Raw genomic sequence first — 19,023 nt, 5'->3', positions numbered from 1 at the left:
GTTGATAGGCCAGATCTGGAAGCCCGGTAACGGGTGGAGGTGACTGGTACTAATAGGCCGAGGGCTTGTCCTCAGTTGCTCGCGTCCACTGTGTTGGTTCTGAAACCACGAACAACCCCATCCTTGTTTGGTCACGGGATGGTGCGGTTGACAGTTTCATAGTGTTTCGGTGGTCATAGCGTGAGGGAAACGCCCGGTTACATTCCGAACCCGGAAGCTAAGCCTCACAGCGCCGATGGTACTGCAGGGGGGACCCTGTGGGAGAGTAGGACGCCGCCGAACTATTATTAGAAGAGCTGGTCCCTGAACTTCGGTTCAGGGACCAGCTCTTTTTTGTTTTGCGACACTTGCCGTTCACGTTCCGCGGCCAGCATCTGAGGCATGGGGACAGTTGGCATGTTGCGAGCCGCAGGTGTCGGTGCCGGTGACGAGGTCATCGTGCCGGCGTACGGAAACGTCGAGATCGCCGAGGCCGTGGTCCTGGCAGGGGCCGTGCCCGTGTTCGCGGACATCGATCGGGCGACGTACTGCCTGGATCCTGACGCGGTGAGCGCCGCCGTGACCTCCCGTACGGCAGCCGTGGCCGTCGTGCACCGCTTCGGGCACCCGGCCGACGTCAGGCGGCTTCGGGACATCGGGCAGCGGCACGGCGTCCTCGTACTGGAGCAGGGCGAGTCGGACGCACCGTACGACGAGCTCGCGCAGCGGCGGGGGCACGCGACCTACCTGAGTGGGCGGCTCGGTGGTGTGATCACCCCGGACGGTGTCGAGGGGCACAGCTATCAGCAGTACGTCGTGCGGGTTCCCGGCAACGGGCGGCCGGACCGGGACGCGTTCGCGCGTGCCGTGCGGGCCAAGGGAGTTGACTGCCGGGTGCCCGTGAAGACGCCCGTTCACCGCACGCCGAAGTTCTGGCGGGACGTCTATCTGCCGGAGACCGAGCGTGCCGCGGACGAGACGCTGGCGCTGCCGGTCGGCGGTTCGATATCGCGGCGCGAACTGCAGCGGGTCGTATCGGCGTGCAATGCGCTCGGAGGGTTGTTGCAGCCTGCCTTCTGAGGGGCGCTCACCGCGGTTCGGATCGGGTGCGAGTTCGGGGTATGCTTTATTCCGTTGCGAAGCGGGAAACCGTGAAAGCGCAACAGGCCCCTATAGCTCAGTCGGTAGAGCGTCTCCATGGTAAGGAGAAGGTCTGCGGTTCGATTCCGCATGGGGGCTCAGAGAGTAAGTCGGGAAAGTCCCCGCCCAGTTGGGCGGGGACTTTTTTGTTTTCCGGGGGCCCGAAGGCCCCCGGGGCGGAACTCTCAGTCCTTCTGAATGCCGGGGACCCGCATGGCGAGGATCGCCATGTCGTCCGACGGGGCGTCCGTCGCGAAGCGCTCCACCGCGCGCATGATGCGAGCCGCGACCGCGCCCGCCGTGAGGCCGGTGCATGTGGTGAGGACGTCCGCGAGGCCGTCGTCGCCGAGCATGCGTGTGCCCTCGCGGCGTTCGGTGACTCCGTCCGTCACACAGAGCAGGACGTCACCCGGGTCGAGCGTCATCGTCTGTTCGTAGAGCTCCAGATCGTCCATGACGCCCAGGAGCGGCTGCGGCTCCGCGTACGGCTCGACCGTGCCGTCCTGGCGCAGGCGGAGCGGGAGCGGATGTCCCGCGCAGACGATCTTCAGGACCGCCGAGCCGTCCTCCTGCGGCCACAACTCCCCGTAGAGGAGGGTGAGGAAGCGGCTTCGGGCGCCCTCGTCGAGGATCGCCGCGTTCAGGCGCTCCAGGACCGCCGGGCCGCCGAAGCCCTCGCGGGCGAGCAGGCGCAGGGCGTGGCGGGCCAGGCCGGTGACCGCGGCGGCCTCCGGCCCCGTTCCGCAGACGTCGCCGATCGCGAAGCCGTACGCGCCGTCGCGGATGGGGAAGAGGTCGTAGAAGTCGCCGCCGACCTCATTGCCCTCGCCTGCCGCGCGGTAGATGACGTCGACCTCGACACCCGGGATCTGCGGGAGCCCCGGCGGCAGCAGGCTGCGCTGGAGGGACTGGCTGATGGCCATGCGCTCGGAGTAGAGGCGGGCGTTGTCCAGAGCCAGGGCCGCTCGGCGGGACAGATCTTCGGCCAGTTCCAGGATCTCTTGGCGGAAGTGTTCGTCGGAGGGCTTGCCCAGCGTGAGCATGCCGATGACGCGGTTGCGGGCGACCAGGGGCAGGACGACCGTCTCGCCGCCCACCGCGGATGCCGTGGAGAGCGTCGTGCCGATGCCGGAGCCCAGGCTCATGGGCTCACCGAGGCCGAGGCTGCGCATGGAGGTGCGCAGGGCGGCCTGGTGGGCCGCTTCCGAGGGTGCGGCCCAGACGCGGGCTCCGGGGGTCGGCACGGGGTCGGGAGGGGCGATCTTGGAGAGGAGGGCCTTCAGGCCGTCGATGCGCTCCTCGTCCTCATGGAGGACGTACGAGAGGTAGGGCTCGGACGCCTGGTCGGCGATCGTGTAGACGGCGCACCAGGTGGCGAGGGTCGGGACGGTCATCTGGGCCATGAGGGCCAGGGTCTGGTCGCGGTCCAGGGTGCCTGCGAGGAGGTCGGAGGCCTCGACGAGGAAGGAGAGCGAGCCGCGGCGCAGGCGTTCGAGCTCGCCGAGGCGCGCGGACTCGACGGCGAGGGCGATGCGGTCGGCGGCGAACTGGAGGCGCAGGGCCTCTTCGTTCGAGTAGCGGTCGGGGGACTCGGCGGCGACGCCGAGGGAGCCCGTGAGGCGGCCCTCGACTTTGAGGGGGACCGTGACCACGGAGCGCATGCCCGTGCCGCTGAGGAGCGGGACGGCGCCGGGGACGACCGTGAGGTCCTCGTGTACGGCCGGCATGCGGGCGGAGCCGTAGCGACCGGGGCCCGCCTCCACGGGGACGCGGGCGAAGCGCTGGCGGGCCGACGGAAGGCCTGTGGAGGCGCGGACCTCCAGCTCCGTCTCGTCGTCCGTGGCGAGGAGCAGGAAGGCGGCGTCGCCGTCGAGCATGTCGCGGGCGCGCTCGACCGTGCGCTGGAGCAGACCGTCGAGGTCGTCCGGCGCCGGGGAGCCGATGAAGACCTCGAACGGGTCGGCGGTGTGCGACTCGGCGAGCACCCCGGGCTCGGGGGCGGGACCGCGCAGCGGTGTCTGCAGGACGGCGCGCTCGTCGTCGCGGACGAGCAGACAGACCGTGGAGGGTTCGCCGTCGGCGTCGCGGACGCGCAGGTGCGAGGCGTAGACGGGGGTCACGCGGCCGTCGGAGCCGCGGATGCCGTAGCTGCCCTCCCAGCGGGAGAGCCGGAGGGCCTCCACGATGCCGGTGCTGGTGCCAGGGGTCTGCGGCCAGGCGGCCAGGTCGGTGAGCGGTTTGCCGGTGACCTGTTCGGCGACGTACCCGAAGAGTTCTTCCGCGTCTTCGTTCCAGGCGGAGATCGCGCCCACGCGGTCGATCTGGACGACGGCGACGCGGACTCTGCCGTCGGTGACCGGGAGCATCTCGGCCGGCAGCGCCGGGCCGGCGGCGCGGGTGCCCACCGAGCGGTCGGGGAGGTCGAGTTGGAACCAGACCTGCTTGTGCTCGGGGGTGTAGTCGACGCCCCAGCGGGTGGCGAGCGCCGCGCACAGCTGGAGGCCGCGGCCGCCCTCGCGGTCGGGGCTGCCCATGTTCGCGGCGGACTGCTGGAGCGGGATCTCGCGCTCCGGATAGTGGTCCGACACCTCGATGCGTACGGCGTCATCGCTGCGCAGGCAGAGGACGTCCGCGGCGGTTCCGGCGTGAACCACCGCGTTGGTGACCAGCTCGCTGGTGAGGACGACGGCATCGTCGACGATGTCCGTGAACCCCCAGCCCTGGAGGGTGTCGCGGACAAAGGAGCGTGCCGTCGCGACGGAACGCCCGACGGGGTCGAAAGTCGCAGCCGCGCGCGCGGTGATCACAGAACTCCTCGTACGAGTATCGACGCCCAGATCTCCCACCATGGTGCGGCCGCCCCTCCGATGCCCGCTTGTACGTGTGCCACCGCCCAGGCCGGGCAGGACCGGGGTGGTTGGACAGCCGGATGCCAGGTTACTTACCTTCGCCGTCCAAGCTGATGCCGGTCGTCAGTGTTTTCCGCCCGGAGGGTGTGCGGACGGTGTGCGAAGCTGCCGAACTGTTATGGCCTGGTTCAGCCATGGTGAAACACTGGGCAAGCTTCTTGGAGAGAGCCCAGGTAACCCGAGCAGTACGGTCGACCCTTGCGGGAGGGACACAGTGGAGTCTGGCGCAGCGACGCGGGGCACTAAAACGCGTGCGAAAGACGGACAGTCCACGAGCAAACAGCGCAAACCGCGCCACGGGGCGACTACGTCTGTGGACACGGCGGCCCTGAACAGACTGCTCGCGGCGCTCGCGGCCATGCGGGACGGAAACTTCCGCAAGCGGCTCACGGTCTCCGGTGACGACGTCATGTCCGAGATCGCCGCCGTCTTCAACGAGGTGGCCGATCGCAATCTGCATCTGACGGGCGAGATCTCCCGGGTGCGTCGCATGGTCGGCCGTGAGGGAAAGCTCACGGAACGGCTCGAGACCGGCGCCAGTGAGGGCTCGTGGGCACATGCGATCGACGCGTCCAACGCGCTCGTCGACGATCTCGTACGTCCGGTCTCCGAGGTCGGAAGGGTGCTCTCCGCTGTCGCGGACGGCGACCTGGAGCAGCGGATGGAGCTGCGGGCGCAGGCGGACGAGGGGAACGGCCACCCGCTGCGCGGGGAGTTTCTGAAGGTCGGCCGGACGGTCAACAATCTGGTCGATCAGCTCTCGACGTTCACCGACGAGGTCACGCGGGTGGCCAGCGAGGTGGGCACCGAGGGCAAGCTGGGTGGTCAGGCGCGGGTACGTGGAATGTCCGGTTCGTGGAAGGATCTCACGGATTCGGTGAACACCATGGCGTACCGGCTCACCGCGCAGGTGCGTGACATTGCTCTCGTCACGACGGCCGTCGCCAAGGGTGACTTGTCCCGGAAGGTGACGGTTCACGTCGCCGGCGAGATGCTGGAGCTGAAGAACACCGTCAACACGATGGTGGACCAGCTCTCGTCGTTCTCCTCCGAGGTGACCCGTGTCGCGCGCGAGGTCGGCACGGAGGGCGAGCTGGGCGGCCAGGCGCAGGTCCCCGGTGTGGCGGGAGTGTGGAAGGACCTCACCGACTCGGTGAACCTCATGGCCGGCAACCTCACCGCGCAGGTGCGTGGAATCGCCCAGGTCACGACGGCCGTCGCGAACGGCGATCTGTCCCAGAAGGTGACGGTCAGCGCGCGCGGCGAGGTCGCCCAACTCGCCGAGACCATCAACCAGATGACCGAGACGCTGCGTACGTTCGCGGACGAGGTCACCCGGGTGGCGAACGAGGTCGGCGCCGAGGGGCAGCTGGGTGGTCAGGCGAACGTGCCGGGCGCGGCGGGGACGTGGAAGGACCTCACCGACTCGGTGAACACGGTCTTCCGGAACCTCACCACGCAGGTGCGGGACATCGCGACCGTGACGACGGCGGTCGCCAACGGTGATCTGTCGCAGAAGGTCACCGTCGATGTCGCGGGCGAGATGCTCGAGCTGAAGAACACCGTGAACACCATGGTGGACCAGCTCTCCGCCTTCGGTGCCGAAGTGACACGTGTGGCGCGGGAGATCGGCGTCGAGGGTGAGCTGGGCGGCCAGGCGCAGGTGCAGGGTGCGGCCGGTACGTGGAAGGACCTGACGGACTCGGTCAACACCGCCTTCCGCAACCTCACGGGCCAGGTCCGCAACATCGCGCAGGTGACGACGGCGGTCGCCAACGGTGATCTGTCGCAGAAGGTCACCGTTGACGTCTCCGGCGAGATGCTTCAGTTGAAGAACACCGTGAACACGATGGTGGACCAGCTGTCGTCCTTCGCCGATCAGGTCACGCGGATGGCACGCGACGTGGGCACCGAAGGCCGCCTCGGCGGCCAGGCGCGCGTGGACGGTGTCAGTGGCACGTGGAAGGAACTCACCGACTCCGTCAACTTCATGGCCGGGAACCTGACGTCGCAGGTGCGTCAGATCGCCCAGGTCACGACGGCGGTGGCCCGGGGCGATCTGTCGCAGAAGATCGACGTGGACGCGCGTGGCGAGATCCTGGAGCTGAAGAACACCATCAACACGATGGTCGACCAGCTCTCCGCCTTCGCCGACCAGGTGACCCGGGTGGCCCGCGAGGTGGGCACGGAAGGCCGCCTCGGTGGGCAGGCGCAGGTGCCCGGCGTGGCCGGTGTGTGGCGCGACCTGACCGACTCCGTGAACGGCATGGCCGGCAACCTCACGGCCCAGGTGCGCAACATCGCGCAGGTCGCGACCGCGGTGGCGCGGGGTGACCTGTCGCAGAAGATCGACGTGGACGCGCGTGGCGAGATCCTGGAGCTGAAGAACACCCTCAACACGATGGTGGACCAGCTCTCCGCCTTCGCCGAGCAGGTGACGCGGGTGGCCCGCGAGGTGGGCACCGACGGCATCCTGGGCGGCCAGGCCGAGGTGCAGGGTGTCTCCGGCACCTGGAAGGACCTCACGCAGTCCGTGAACGGCATGGCGAACAACCTGACCCTTCAGGTCCGCAACATCGCCGAGGTCACGACGGCCGTCGCCATGGGCGACCTCTCCAAGAAGATCACCGTCGACGCCAAGGGCGAGATCCTCGAACTCGTCACCACCGTGAACACCATGGTCGACCAGCTCTCCAACTTCGCCGAGCAGGTGAACCGCGTGGCCCGCGAGGTGGGCACGGAGGGCAATCTGGGCGGCCAGGCGCGGGTCCCGGGTGTCACCGGTACCTGGAAGGACCTCAGCGACAACGTCAACCTGATGGCGAACAACCTGACCGGCCAGGTGCGCAACATCTCCCAGGTCGCGGCGGCGGTCGCCAACGGAGACCTCACCAAGAAGGTCACCGTCGAGGCGCGCGGCGAGGTCGCGCAGCTCGCCGACACCGTCAACACGATGGTGAAGACGCTGAGTTCGTTCGCGGACGAGGTGACCCGTGTGGCCCGCGAGGTGGGCACGGACGGCATCCTCGGCGGTCAGGCCCGGGTGCCCGGAGTCTCGGGTACGTGGAAGGACCTGACGGAGTCCGTGAACGGCATGGCCTCCAACCTCACCGGCCAGGTCCGCAACATCGCGATGGTCACCACCGCGATCGCCAAGGGCGACCTGACCAAGAAGATCGACATCGACGCCCGGGGCGAGATCCTGGAGCTGAAGACCACCATCAACACCATGGTCGATCAGCTGTCGTCCTTCGCCGAGCAGGTCACGCGGGTGGCCCGCGAGGTGGGCACGGAAGGGCAGCTGGGCGGTCAGGCGCGGGTGCGGGACGTCGACGGCACGTGGCGCGACCTCACCGAGTCCGTGAACGAGATGGCAGGGAACCTGACGCGTCAGGTGCGCGCCATCGCGGAGGTCGCCACCGCGGTGACGCGCGGCGACCTGAACCTGAAGATCGACGTCGACGCGGCGGGCGAGATCCAGGTCCTTCAGGACAACATCAACTCGATGATCGCCAACCTCCGCGACACCACCCTGGCCAACAAGGAACAGGACTGGCTCAAGGGCAACCTGGCCCGCATCTCCGGTCTGATGCAGGGCCGCCGTGACCTGGACGACGTCGCCTCGCTGATCATGAGCGAGCTGACGCCGGTGGTCTCCGCGCAGCACGGCGCCTTCTTCCTGGCGCTGCCCACGGAGGACGCCCCGGAGCCCGGCGCCGAGCAAGGAGACGCGTACGAACTGCGCATGATGGGCAGTTACGGCTACTCCATGGGCTCCATGCCGACGTCCTTCCGGCCCGGCGAGACGCTCATCGGCACGGCGGCGCAGGAGCGGCGCACGATCCTTGTCGAGAACGCGCCGTCCGGCTATCTGCGGATCGCCTCCGGCCTCGGCGAGGCACCGCCCGCCCAGGTGATCGTCCTTCCGGTGCTCTTCGAAGGGACCGTCCTCGGTGTGATCGAGCTGGCCGCCTTCCAGCCCTTCACGCAGATCCAGAAGGACTTCCTCAGCCAGATCGCCGAGATGATCGCGACGAGCGTCAACACCATCAGCGTCAACACGAAGACCGAGGTGCTGCTCCGGCAGTCGCAGGAACTCACCGAGCAACTGCGGGAGCGGTCGGCGGAGTTGGAGAACCGGCAGAAGGCACTGCAGGACTCCAACGCCGAGCTGGAGGAGAAGGCCGAGCTGCTCGCCCAGCAGAACCGCGACATCGAGGTCAAGAACACCGAGATCGAAGAGGCCAGGCAGGTACTGGAGGAGCGCGCCGAACAGCTCGCCGTGTCGATGCGGTACAAGTCCGAGTTCCTGGCGAACATGTCGCACGAGCTGCGTACGCCGCTCAACTCGCTGCTGATCCTGGCCAAGTTGCTCGCCGACAATGCCGACGCGAACCTCACCCCCAAGCAGGTGGAGTTCGCCGAGACGATCCACGGGGCGGGCTCGGACCTGCTGCAGCTGATCAACGACATCCTCGACCTGTCCAAGGTCGAGGCGGGCAAGATGGACGTCTCCCCGACGCGCATCGCCCTCGTCCAACTCGTGGACTACGTAGAGGCCACTTTCCGGCCGTTGACCGCGGAGAAGGGGCTCGATTTCTCCGTACGCGTGTCTCCGGAGCTGCCGGCGACCCTGCACACGGACGAGCAGCGGCTCCTTCAGGTGCTGCGCAACCTCCTGTCCAACGCGGTGAAGTTCACCGACTCCGGAGCGGTCGAGCTGGTGATCCGGCACGCGAACGCCGATGTGCCCAACGCCATCCGCGAACAGCTCCTCGAGGCGGGTTCGCTGCGGGACGCGGACGCGGATCTGATCGCCTTCTCGGTGAGCGACACCGGCATCGGGATCGCGGGCAGCAAGATGCGGGTGATCTTCGAGGCGTTCAAGCAGGCCGACGGCACGACGAGCAGGAAGTACGGCGGCACGGGACTCGGGCTCTCCATCAGCCGGGAGATCGCGCGTCTCCTCGGTGGAGAGATCCACGCGGCGAGCGAACCGGGCCGCGGCTCGACGTTCACGCTCTATTTGCCGCTGCACCCGAGCGAACTGCCGCCCCAGGGCTACACGCAGCTTGCGCCCCTGCCGGGAACGCCCGCGCGGCCCGCCCTGGAGGAGGGGGCGTCCACGGCCGCACCCACGGCCGAGCAGCCGCCCCAGAGCGAAGCGGCCACGCCGCAGAGGGCGGACGAGATGCCCGGGGCGGGCACGCTCTTCAGGCGCCGCCGCCGTGCCGCGCACGCCTCATCGGAGCAGCCGCCCGTGCTGCCCGGGCAGGGCGTCCCGGAGCCCGCGGAGACGCGCTCGCAGGATCAGTGGCCGACCGCGGGACAGGAGACGTCCGAGGCTCGTCCCGGCTACCACTTCGGCGGTGAGAAGGTCCTCATCGTCGACGACGACATCCGCAATGTGTTCGCGCTCACCAGCGTCCTGGAGCAGCACGGGCTCTCGGTCCTCTACGCGGAGAACGGCCGCGAGGGCATCGAAGTGCTGGAACAGCACGACGACGTGACGGTCGTCCTGATGGACATCATGATGCCGGAGATGGACGGGTACGCGACGACGACGGCGATCCGCAGGATGCCGCAGTTCGCCGGGCTCCCGATCATCGCGCTCACGGCGAAGGCCATGAAGGGTGATCGGGAGAAGGCCATCGACTCCGGCGCATCCGATTACGTTACGAAGCCGGTCGACCCGGATCATCTGCTGTCGGTGATGGAGCAGTGGATGCGCGGGGAGTGACTGAGAAGAGGCTCCATTACGCGGAGTTGCTGACAGAGTGTGGCCGAAGTCGTGTAGAACCACGGTATTCGGGGAACCTTCTGGTCTCCCACCGCGTTTCTGCTACGTGCACAGTGACATCGCGGTGACAGGGTGTGGCGACAGGCGGGGTGCGGCTACCATGACCGGCACAAGGACGGACGGCGTAAGGGAGTCGTCCCCTGGGGCGGCGCCCGGTGTACCGCCGGGGCGAGGAGGGCGGGCCATGGTGCAGAAGGCCAAGATCCTCCTGGTCGATGACCGGCCGGAGAATCTGCTGGCGCTGGAGGCCATCCTCTCTGCGCTCGATCAGACCCTGGTACGGGCATCGTCCGGGGAGGAAGCGCTCAAAGCACTACTGACGGATGACTTCGCGGTCATCCTGCTGGATGTCCAGATGCCGGGCATGGACGGTTTCGAGACCGCGGCGCACATCAAGCGGCGAGAACGGACCCGGGACATCCCGATCATCTTCCTCACCGCCATCAACCACGGTCCGCACCACACGTTCCGGGGTTACGCGGCGGGTGCGGTGGACTACATCTCCAAGCCGTTCGACCCGTGGGTGTTGCGCGCGAAGGTCTCGGTGTTCGTCGAGCTGTACATGAAGAACTGCCAACTGCGGGAGCAGGCGGCCCTGCTGCGTCTCCAGCTCGAAGGCGGCGGCAAGTCGGCGGCGGGTGACGCGAAGGAGTCCGCAGGGCTTCTCGCGGAGCTCTCCGCTCGCCTGGCGGCCGTCGAGGAACAGGCGGAGGCGCTCTCCAAGCAGCTCGACGAGGACTCGGCGGATGCCGCCGCAGTCGCCACCGCGGCTCATCTCGAACGCAAACTCAACGGTTTGCGGCGGGCTCTTGACGCCTTGGAGCCGGGCACCGGCAGCGGTGCGCCTTCGGTGTCCTCGCAGAACTGAGTCCGGCGCGGACACCGGGGGAGCGGTGCCGGGGCGGTGAACATCCGGAATCTTCAGGGCCGGAGGCGGTGAACATCCGTCAGTTCACCGCCTCCGCAAGGGCGACACAAACGGGTGAAGCGGTGGGCACACGTGTCCGCAGTGGTCTCCACCGGTAACCTCGGTCCCATGGCCTCACGTCCGTCCGCAGCCAAGAAGACGCCCGCGAAGAAGGCGGCCGCGCCCACTAAGGCTCCGGCGAAGAAGGCCGCCGCCAAGAAGCCGCCGCCCAAGAAGGCTCCGGCGAAGAAGGCGCCCGCCAAGAAAGCCGTGGCGAAGAAGCCCGCACCCAAGCCGGCGCCCAGTCCCACGGGCGGCGTCTACCGCCTCGCGCGCGCCCTCTGGCTCGGTCTCGCGCACAGCGTGGGTGCCCTGTTCCGTGGCATAGGGCGTGGCGCGAAGGGTCTCGACCCGGCGCACCGCAAGGACGGCGTCGCGCTGCTGCTGCTCGGTGTCGCCCTGATCGTCGCCGCGGGTACGTGGTCGAATCTGCGCGGCCCCGTGGGCGACCTCGTCGAGATGCTGGTGACCGGCGCCTTCGGCCGCCTCGATCTGCTGCTCCCGATACTGCTCGCGGTCATCGGCGTACGCCTCATCCGGCACCCGGAGAAGCCCGAGGCGAACGGCCGCATCGTGATCGGCCTGTCCGCGCTCGTCATCGGCGTGCTCGGCCAGGTGCACATCGCCTGCGGTTCGCCCGCCCGTGCGGACGGCATGGAGGCCATAAGGGACGCCGGCGGCCTCATCGGCTGGGCCACGTCCACTCCGCTGATCTTCACCATGGGCGAGGTCCTCGCCGTACCGCTGCTCGTCCTGCTGACCGTCTTCGGGCTCCTCGTGGTCACGGCGACGCCCGTCAACGCCATCCCGCAGCGGTTGCGGCTGCTCGGCACCAAGCTCGGCGTCGTCCAGGCGGCACCCGAAGAGGTGCAGGGGGACTACGCGGACGACGAGCGGTACGAGGAGCAGTGGCGCGAGGCGCTGCCCGCCCGCTCGCGCAGGCGCGCCGAGGCCCCTGAGTCGTACGACCCGGACCAGGCGGAGGAGGAGGCGCTCACCCGGCGGCGCAGGCCCCGCAGGGCCTCCCAGCCCTCTCTGGACCGGCCGATGGACGCGGTGGACGTGGCGGCCGCCGCTGCCGCCGCCCTGGACGGTGCCGTCCTGCACGGCATGCCGCCCTCGCCGCTGGTCGCCGACCTCACGCAGGGCGTCTCCGGGGAGCGCGAGCGCGATGAGCAGCCCGCGGAGACCTCCGCGCCGGTGCCGACCGCCCGCGCCACGGACAGTCCCGCCCGTGCCAAGGACGGCCCGCCGCCCGGCGTACGGCGCAAGAAGCCCGGTGAGTCCGACGACTCCGGAGTGCCGGACCTGACCAAGGCCCCGTCGGACAAGCCGCGCGATCTCCCGCCGCGCGCCGAGCAGCTGCAGCTCGCGGGGGACATCACGTACTCGCTGCCCACGCTCGACCTGCTCGAGCGCGGTGGCCCCGGCAAGTCCCGCAGCGCCGCCAACGACGCGGTCGTCGCCTCGCTCAGCACTGTCTTCAGCGAGTTCAAGGTCGACGCCGACGTCACCGGCTTCACGCGCGGCCCGACGGTCACGCGGTACGAGATCGAGCTCGGCCCGGCCGTGAAGGTCGAGAAGATCACGGCTCTGGCCAAGAACATCGCGTACGCGGTCGCGAGCCCCGACGTCCGCATCATCAGCCCCATCCCCGGCAAATCCGCGGTCGGCATCGAGATCCCGAACTCCGACCGCGAGATGGTCAACGTGGGCGACGTGCTGCGGCTCGCGGACGCCGCCGAGGACGACCACCCCATGCTGGTGGCGCTCGGCAAGGACGTCGAGGGCGGCTTCGTCATGGCCAACATGGCGAAGATGCCGCACATCCTGGTCGCCGGAGCCACCGGCTCCGGAAAGTCGTCCTGCATCAACTGCCTGATCACGTCGATCATGATGCGGGCGACCCCCGAGGACGTACGGATGGTCCTCGTCGACCCCAAGCGCGTCGAGCTCACCGCGTACGAGGGCATCCCGCACCTGATCACGCCGATCATCACCAACCCCAAGCGGGCCGCCGAGGCGCTCCAGTGGGTCGTGCGCGAGATGGACCTGCGCTACGACGACCTGGCGGCGTTCGGCTACCGGCACATCGACGACTTCAACCAGGCCGTCCGCGAGGGCAAGCTCAAGACGCCCGAGGGCAGTGAGCGGGAGCTCACCCCGTATCCGTACCTCCTGGTGATCGTCGACGAGCTCGCCGACCTGATGATGGTCGCCCCGCGCGACGTCGAGGACTCGATCGTGCGCATCACGCAGCTGGCGCGCGCGGCGGGCATCCACCTGGTGCTCGCCACGCAGCGGCCGTCCGTGGACGTCGTGACCGGTCTGATCAAGGCGAACGTGCCCTCACGGCTCGCCTTCGCGACCTCCTCGCTCGCCGACAGCCGCGTCATCCTCGACCAGCCGGGCGCCGAGAAGCTGATCGGCAAGGGCGACGGGCTCTTCCTGCCGATGGGCGCGAACAAGCCCACCCGAATGCAGGGCGCCTTCGTCACCGAGGACGAGATCCACGCGGTCGTCCAGCACTGCAAGGACCAGATGGCGCCCGTCTTCCGGGAGGACGTCACCGTCGCCACCAAGCAGAAGAAGGAGATCGACGAGGACATCGGCGACGATCTCGATCTGCTCTGCCAAGCCGCTGAGCTGGTGGTTTCCACTCAGTTCGGGTCCACGTCCATGCTCCAGCGCAAGCTGCGCGTCGGCTTCGCGAAGGCCGGACGGCTCATGGACCTCATGGAGTCGCGCGGCATCGTGGGGCCGAGCGAGGGATCCAAGGCTCGTGACGTTCTTGTGAAACCTGATGAGCTGGATGGCGTGCTGGCCGTGATCCGCGGGGAGGCTCACCCATAAGGGTGCGGCAGGCAACCGTTTCCCTTCGACATACGTCAAGTTGAGGGGAGGGACAGCACCAAGCCCCACCATCAGGATGTGCCGCCATTCCGATGGCGTACAAAGTCCGTCGCCCAGTTGCCCCAGGCTTCGCGAACCCCCCTAGACTGAACATCCGGCAGGTGGCTACACGCTCGAAAGGCGCCCCCGTGTCCATCGGCAACTCCCCTGAAGACGACCGCCCTTCAGACCACCGACCCACCGACGACCAGCCCGCCGAGAGCCTTCAGGCAGCTGAGAGTCCGGCAGACGACCGGCCCGCGCCGGCGGAGGACCGGCCCTCGATCGGCCGCATGCTTCAGCAGGCGCGCGTCGACGCGGGCCTGACCGTCGACGAGATCAGCACGTCCACCCGGGTGCGGATCCCGATCGTGCACGCGATCGAACAGGACGACTTCTCCCGATGTGGCGGAGATGTGTACGCCCGCGGTCACATCCGGACGCTCGCACGCGCCGTGGGGCTCGATCCCGCCCTTCTCCTTGCCCAGTACGACGAGGCGCACGGCGGCCGCCCGCCCGCGCCCACCCCGGCGGCGCCGCTCTTCGAGGCCGAGCGGATCAGGTCCGATCCGCGCCGTCCCAACTGGACCGCCGCCATGGTCGCCGCGATCGTCGCAGTCATCGGTTTCGTCGGCTTCACCGCGTTCAGCGGGGGCGACGACAGCAACGGTTCGAAGTCGCAGGTCGCCGAGGGCTCGACGCCCGCCACCACCAAGCCCGTCACGAAGAAGCCCGCGCCCGACAAGCCCGCCGACCCCAAGCCGGACCCGTCGGACAGCGCGATCGCCGGCGCCCCCCGGGACAAGGTCACGGTCAAGGTCAACGCGTCGGACGGCCGCAGCTGGATCTCGGCCAAGGACCACAGCGGCCGGACGCTCTTCGACGGCGTCCTGGAGGAGGGCAAGTCGAAGACCTTCCAGGACAAGCAGAAGATCGACCTGGTCCTCGGCGACGCGGGCGCGATCAAGCTGTACGTGAACGGCAAGGCGGTCGAGAACGAGTTCGACCCCGGTCAGGTCGAGCGACTCACGTACACCAAGGGTGATCCCGAGGTCGGCTGAGCTGTGTCAGCTGTGTCAGCTGCGTCAGCTCTGAGGGCTGTGCAGGCCTTGTGGTGAGGGCCCGGACCCTCGCGGCGGGGGCCCGGGCAGGGACAAAGTAGTCTTGAGAGCATGCCCGAACGCCGCACCGTCGCCCTTGTCACTCTTGGCTGCGCCCGTAACGAGGTGGACTCGGAGGAGCTCGCAGGCCGCCTGGAGGCGGACGGCTGGCAGCTCGTCGAGGCCGCCGAAGACGCGGACGTCGCCGTAGTCAACACCTGTGGATTCGTCGAAGCCGCCAAGAAGGACTCCGTCGACGCCCTCCTGGAAGCCAATGACCTCAAGGGGCATGGCAAGACCCAGGCCGTCGTGGCCGTCGGCTGCATGGCCGAGCGGTACGGCAAGGAGCTCGCCGACGCCCTCCCCGAAGCCGACGGTGTCCTCGGCTTCGACGACTACTCCGACATCTCCACCCGCCTGAACACCATCCTGAGCGGCGGCAGTGTCGAGGCCCACACCCCGCGTGACCGGCGCAAGCTCCTTCCGATCAGCCCCGCGGAGCGACAGGAAGCGGGCTCCGACGTCTCGCTGCCCGGGCACGCGCCCGTGGACCTGCCCGACGGCGTCGCGCCCGCCTCGGGGCCGCGCGCCCCGCTGCGGCGGCGTCTGGGCACCAACCCCGTCGCCTCGGTGAAGCTGGCCTCCGGCTGCGACCGGCGCTGCTCGTTCTGCGCCATCCCCTCCTTCCGCGGCTCCTTCATCTCGCGGCGCCCCTCCGACGTCCTCGGCGAGACGCGCTGGCTGGCCGAGCAGGGCGTCAAGGAGGTCATGCTCGTCTCCGAGAACAACACCTCGTACGGCAAGGACCTCGGGGACATCAGGCTCCTGGAGACGCTGCTGCCCGAGCTGGCCGCCGTCGACGGGATCGAGCGGGTGCGCGTCAGCTACCTCCAGCCCGCCGAGATGCGCCCCGGGCTCATCGACGTACTGACCTCCACGGAGAAGGTCGCCCCCTACTTCGACCTGTCCTTCCAGCACTCCGCGCCCGGTGTGCTGCGGGCGATGCGGCGCTTCGGGGACACCGACCGGTTCCTCGAGCTCCTCGACACCATTCGGACGAAGGCCCCGCAGGCCGGCGTGCGGTCCAACTTCATCGTGGGCTTCCCCGGGGAGACCGAGGCCGACGTCACCGAGCTCGAGCGGTTCCTCACGGGTGCGCGGCTGGACGCCATCGGTGTCTTCGGGTACTCCGACGAGGAGGGCACGGAAGCGGCGACGTACGACAAGAAGCTGGATCAGGACGTCGTCGACGAGCGGCTCGCGCGTATCTCGCGGCTCGCCGAGGAACTGACCTCGCAGCGTGCCGACGACCGTCTCGGTGAGACCGTCGAGGTGCTTGTGGAGTCCGTGGACGAGGAGGACGGCGCGATCGGCCGGGCGGCTCACCAGGCGCCCGAGACGGACGGCCAGATCCGCTTCACGGGCGCCACGGGTGGGGACGGCCTGCAGGTCGGCCGTATGGTCGTGGCAAAGGTGGTCGGCACGGAAGGCGTGGACCTGGTGGCTGAATACAGCGAAATTCTGGGGGACCCGCCCCGGATCCCGGCCGAGGAGGCGCGCAGATGACCGGAGTCCCGGCATCCGCGGCGGGCGGCTCCGGCGCGCAGGGCGCCAAGCCGGTGCGCGGTGGAAAGTTGGGCGCTGCGGCCGTCAATCAGGCCAGCGTGTGGAACGTCGCCAACTTGCTGACGGTGATCCGGCTGCTACTCGTGCCGGGCTTCGTGATGCTCCTGCTCGCCGAAGGCGGGTACGACCCGGCCTGGCGGGCGTGGGCCTGGGCGGCCTTCGCCGTCGCCATGATCACCGATCTGTTCGACGGACACCTGGCACGTACGTACAACCTGGTCACGGACTTCGGGAAGATCGCCGACCCCATCGCCGACAAGGCGATCATGGGCGCCGCGCTGGTCTGTCTCTCCTACCTCGGCGATCTGCCGTGGTGGGTGACGGGCGTCATTCTCGGGCGTGAGCTCGGGATCACACTGCTGCGGTTCTGGGTGATCCGCTTCGGTGTCATTCCGGCCAGTCGCGGCGGCAAGATGAAGACGCTCTGGCAGGGCGTGGCGGCCGGGATGTACGTCCTGGCGCTCACCGGGCCGCTGGCCACGCTGCGGTTCTGGGTGATGGCGGTCGCCGTCGTCCTGACCGTCCTGACCGGGCTCGACTACGTGCGGCAGGCCGTCGTACTGCGTCGCCTCGGCCTCGCGGAGGCGCGGGAAGCGGCTGCCGCTTCCGCTGCTGCCTCCGGCGAGGGGGCCCGGGAGTCGGCGACGTGACGTCCGCCGATCCTTTCGCCGGTCTTTCCGCCGATCTGTCCGCCGACCTCGCCGCCGAACCGGCTGCGGAGGTTCTGCGGCTTCTTCAAGCTCGGGGCGAGACACTCGCCGTCGCCGAGTCGCTCACCGGGGGTCTGGTGGCCGCCGAGGTGACGGCGGTGCCGGGGGCGTCGCGAGTCTTCCGGGGGTCCGTGACGGCGTACGCGACCGAGCTGAAGCATCAGGTGCTCGGAGTCGACGGCACTCTTCTGGCCGAGCGTGGAGCCGTGGATGCCGAGGTGGCGCTGCAGATGGCGGCCGGTGTGCGCAAAGTCATGGGCGCGGACTGGGGAATCGCGACCACGGGCGTCGCGGGGCCGGATCCGCAGGACGGGCAGCCGGTCGGAACCGTTTTCGTGGCGGTCGACGGGCCGGATTCCGCGGTCAGGGGGCCGGATTCCTCGGTCGGGGGGCTGGTTTCCGTGGTCGGCGGGCCCGGGATCGCGCTTCGCTCTGAGGGGAAAGTGGCGGCACTGCGGTTGAACGGTGAGCGTTCGGACATTCGTATGGAGAGTGCACGGAGCGTGCTCAGGCTGCTGCTCGAGCGGCTGTCCGGCGAACGTGCCGGTAATGGGCGGGCACAGGATACGGAACAGAACGGGGGGACTTGATGTTTGCAGCCCTGAGTGAACACGACATCGCTCCCCGCACGGCCGCGGCGCAAGGCGGTACGGTGGGGCGTGAAGGATGCGGCTACGCGGTCCGAGGAGGGAGCCACCGATGATTCTGCTCCGTCGCCTGCTGGGTGACGTGCTGCGTCGGCAGCGCCAGCGCCAGGGCCGTACTCTGCGCGAAGTCTCCTCGTCCGCCCGAGTCTCGCTCGGCTATCTTTCCGAGGTTGAGCGGGGGCAGAAGGAGGCATCCTCCGAACTGCTTTCCGCGATCTGCGACGCGCTTGACGTACGGATGTCCGAGCTCATGCGCGAGGTGAGCGATGAGCTCTCTCTCGCCGAACTGGCTGCGTCGGCAGCGGCTACGGAACCGGTGCGCGCACCGGTTCGCCCCATGCTCAATTCCGTCTCGGTGAGCGGTGTGCCGCCGGAACGGGTGACTATCAAGGCGCCCGCGGAGGCGGTGGACGTCGTCGCCGCGTAATGCCGCGCTGACTGTGCACACTGCTTGAGCGCTCAGATGTGACGAAGCCCCGGCCGGGTTACCGGCCGGGGCTTCGTGCGTTCTGACGTCCGGTTCGCGTTCGAGGGGGTGCTTGAACCAGGACTGATTGAACGAGGGGTGCTTGAACGAGGATGTTTAAAGCTGCGATTTGAGGTGACTCGTTCATCTGCTGAGCCGACTGTGAGATGTCCATATTGGTGCACTCGTGTCATGGTTGGTGGGGATTTTCGCTTACGCGATCCCATGATCATTGGAGGTTGGATGAACGTCGTGAAGAGCCCCCTGTCCGAAGCGGATCTGAAAACGGTCTCGGACGCCCTGCAAGGGGCGCTCGTGGATCTGGTCGACCTCTCCCTGGTGGCCAAGCAGATCCACTGGAACGTGGTCGGCCCGCGATTCCGCTCCGTCCACCTGCAGCTCGACGAGGTCGTGGACACGGCGCGGACGCACTCCGACACGGTGGCTGAGCGGGCTTCCACGCTCGGCGTCTCGCCCGACGGCCGTGCGGCGACCGTGGGGCGGAGCAGCGGCATCGGCGAGGTCGCCGGCGGCTGGGTCAAGGACACGGACGCGGTCGGAACGCTCGTGGACGCGCTCGGTGCGGTGATCACGCGGATGCGGGAGCGGGTCCAGGCGACCGGTGAGGCGGATCCGGTGAGCCAGGACATCCTCATCGGGATCACGGCCGATCTGGAGAAGCACCACTGGATGTTCCAGGCGGAGAGCGGCTGATGCCGAGAGACGCCGAGAGACCCCGAGAGCTGCCGAGCGACGCCGAGAGACCCCGAGAGCTGCCGAGAGAGTA

11 protein-coding genes, 1 tRNA gene and 1 rRNA gene are annotated in these 19,023 nt (G+C 68.7%); 12 read left to right on the top strand and 1 reads right to left on the bottom strand.

The window, feature by feature from the left end; all coding sequences use genetic code 11:
* Positions 1-165: 165 nt before the first annotated feature.
* The 3 genes from rrf to ACZ5CR_RS02980 all read left to right on the top strand — a co-directional run bounded on the left by rrf (position 166) and on the right by ACZ5CR_RS02980 (position 1,218).
* Positions 166-282, top strand: a 5S ribosomal RNA gene (gene rrf / locus ACZ5CR_RS02990).
* A 114-nt stretch (positions 283-396) separates the two neighbouring features.
* A complete protein-coding gene (locus tag ACZ5CR_RS02985; protein WP_468852948.1) occupies positions 397-1,059 on the top strand; it encodes a DegT/DnrJ/EryC1/StrS family aminotransferase in 663 nt (220 codons plus the stop codon).
* 86 nt (positions 1,060-1,145) lie between these two features.
* A tRNA-Thr gene (locus ACZ5CR_RS02980) sits at positions 1,146-1,218 on the top strand.
* 86 nt (positions 1,219-1,304) lie between these two features.
* Here ACZ5CR_RS02980 and ACZ5CR_RS02975 read toward each other — a convergent pair.
* Entirely contained in the window at positions 1,305-3,968 is a 2,664-nt protein-coding gene (locus ACZ5CR_RS02975) for a SpoIIE family protein phosphatase (RefSeq protein ID WP_468852947.1), read from the bottom strand.
* A 274-nt stretch (positions 3,969-4,242) separates the two neighbouring features.
* Here ACZ5CR_RS02975 and ACZ5CR_RS02970 point away from each other — a divergent pair, with 274 nt between their 5' ends.
* The 9 genes from ACZ5CR_RS02970 (at position 4,243) to ACZ5CR_RS02930 (ending at position 18,950) form a co-directional block, all read left to right on the top strand.
* Entirely contained in the window at positions 4,243-9,768 is a 5,526-nt protein-coding gene (locus tag ACZ5CR_RS02970) for a HAMP domain-containing protein (RefSeq protein ID WP_468852945.1), read from the top strand.
* A 244-nt stretch (positions 9,769-10,012) separates the two neighbouring features.
* Positions 10,013-10,696, top strand: coding sequence for a response regulator (locus ACZ5CR_RS02965; protein WP_468852944.1), 684 nt, complete (start codon positions 10,013-10,015; stop codon positions 10,694-10,696).
* A 168-nt stretch (positions 10,697-10,864) separates the two neighbouring features.
* On the top strand, positions 10,865-13,648 hold the full coding sequence (locus ACZ5CR_RS02960) for a DNA translocase FtsK (RefSeq protein ID WP_468852942.1): 2,784 nt from the start codon (positions 10,865-10,867) through the stop codon (positions 13,646-13,648).
* Between the two features lie 188 nt (positions 13,649-13,836).
* Positions 13,837-14,748 carry a helix-turn-helix domain-containing protein gene (locus ACZ5CR_RS02955; RefSeq protein ID WP_468852996.1) on the top strand — a complete coding sequence of 304 codons (912 nt, stop codon included), beginning with the start codon at positions 13,837-13,839 and terminating at the stop codon, positions 14,746-14,748.
* 111 nt (positions 14,749-14,859) lie between these two features.
* On the top strand, positions 14,860-16,353 hold the full coding sequence (gene rimO, locus ACZ5CR_RS02950; protein ID WP_468852940.1) for a 30S ribosomal protein S12 methylthiotransferase RimO: 1,494 nt from the start codon (positions 14,860-14,862) through the stop codon (positions 16,351-16,353).
* A complete protein-coding gene (gene pgsA, locus ACZ5CR_RS02945) occupies positions 16,350-17,063 on the top strand; it encodes a CDP-diacylglycerol--glycerol-3-phosphate 3-phosphatidyltransferase (protein WP_389913187.1) in 714 nt (237 codons plus the stop codon). The genes rimO and pgsA overlap by 4 nt, the downstream gene beginning before the upstream one ends.
* Positions 17,064-17,098: 35 nt before the next feature.
* Positions 17,099-17,713, top strand: a complete 615-nt coding sequence (locus ACZ5CR_RS02940; protein WP_468852995.1) for a CinA family protein — start codon at positions 17,099-17,101, stop codon at positions 17,711-17,713.
* A gap of 109 nt (positions 17,714-17,822) precedes the next feature.
* Positions 17,823-18,197 (top strand): helix-turn-helix domain-containing protein, encoded by a 375-nt coding sequence (locus ACZ5CR_RS02935; protein ID WP_160507571.1) that lies wholly within the window; start codon positions 17,823-17,825, stop codon positions 18,195-18,197.
* Positions 18,198-18,479: 282 nt separating this feature from the next.
* The gene (locus ACZ5CR_RS02930) at positions 18,480-18,950 is read left to right on the top strand and encodes a Dps family protein (protein WP_389913181.1); all 471 of its coding nucleotides are present in this window, start codon (positions 18,480-18,482) and stop codon (positions 18,948-18,950) included.
* Positions 18,951-19,023: the final 73 nt, after the last annotated feature.

Source organism: Streptomyces sp. NPDC031274, assembly GCF_055570235.1.
Note: the sequence above shows the minus strand (reverse complement) of the source record. Positions and strands in the feature narration are given on the sequence as shown.

What these genes read in the sequence shown, in the direction of transcription:
- ACZ5CR_RS02985 (WP_468852948.1), top strand. Translation starts at nt 397, where the DNA reads ATGTTGCGAGCCGCAGGTGTCGGTGCCGGTGACGAGGTCATCGTGCCG.
- ACZ5CR_RS02960 (WP_468852942.1), top strand. Translation starts at nt 10,865, where the DNA reads ATGGCCTCACGTCCGTCCGCAGCCAAGAAGACGCCCGCGAAGAAGGCG.
- ACZ5CR_RS02965 (WP_468852944.1), top strand. Translation starts at nt 10,013, where the DNA reads ATGGTGCAGAAGGCCAAGATCCTCCTGGTCGATGACCGGCCGGAGAAT.
- rimO (WP_468852940.1), top strand. Translation starts at nt 14,860, where the DNA reads ATGCCCGAACGCCGCACCGTCGCCCTTGTCACTCTTGGCTGCGCCCGT.
- ACZ5CR_RS02930 (WP_389913181.1), top strand. Translation starts at nt 18,480, where the DNA reads ATGAACGTCGTGAAGAGCCCCCTGTCCGAAGCGGATCTGAAAACGGTC.
- ACZ5CR_RS02975 (WP_468852947.1), bottom strand. Translation starts at nt 3,968, where the DNA reads ATGGTGGGAGATCTGGGCGTCGATACTCGTACGAGGAGTTCTGTGATC.
- ACZ5CR_RS02935 (WP_160507571.1), top strand. Translation starts at nt 17,823, where the DNA reads ATGATTCTGCTCCGTCGCCTGCTGGGTGACGTGCTGCGTCGGCAGCGC.
- pgsA (WP_389913187.1), top strand. Translation starts at nt 16,350, where the DNA reads ATGACCGGAGTCCCGGCATCCGCGGCGGGCGGCTCCGGCGCGCAGGGC.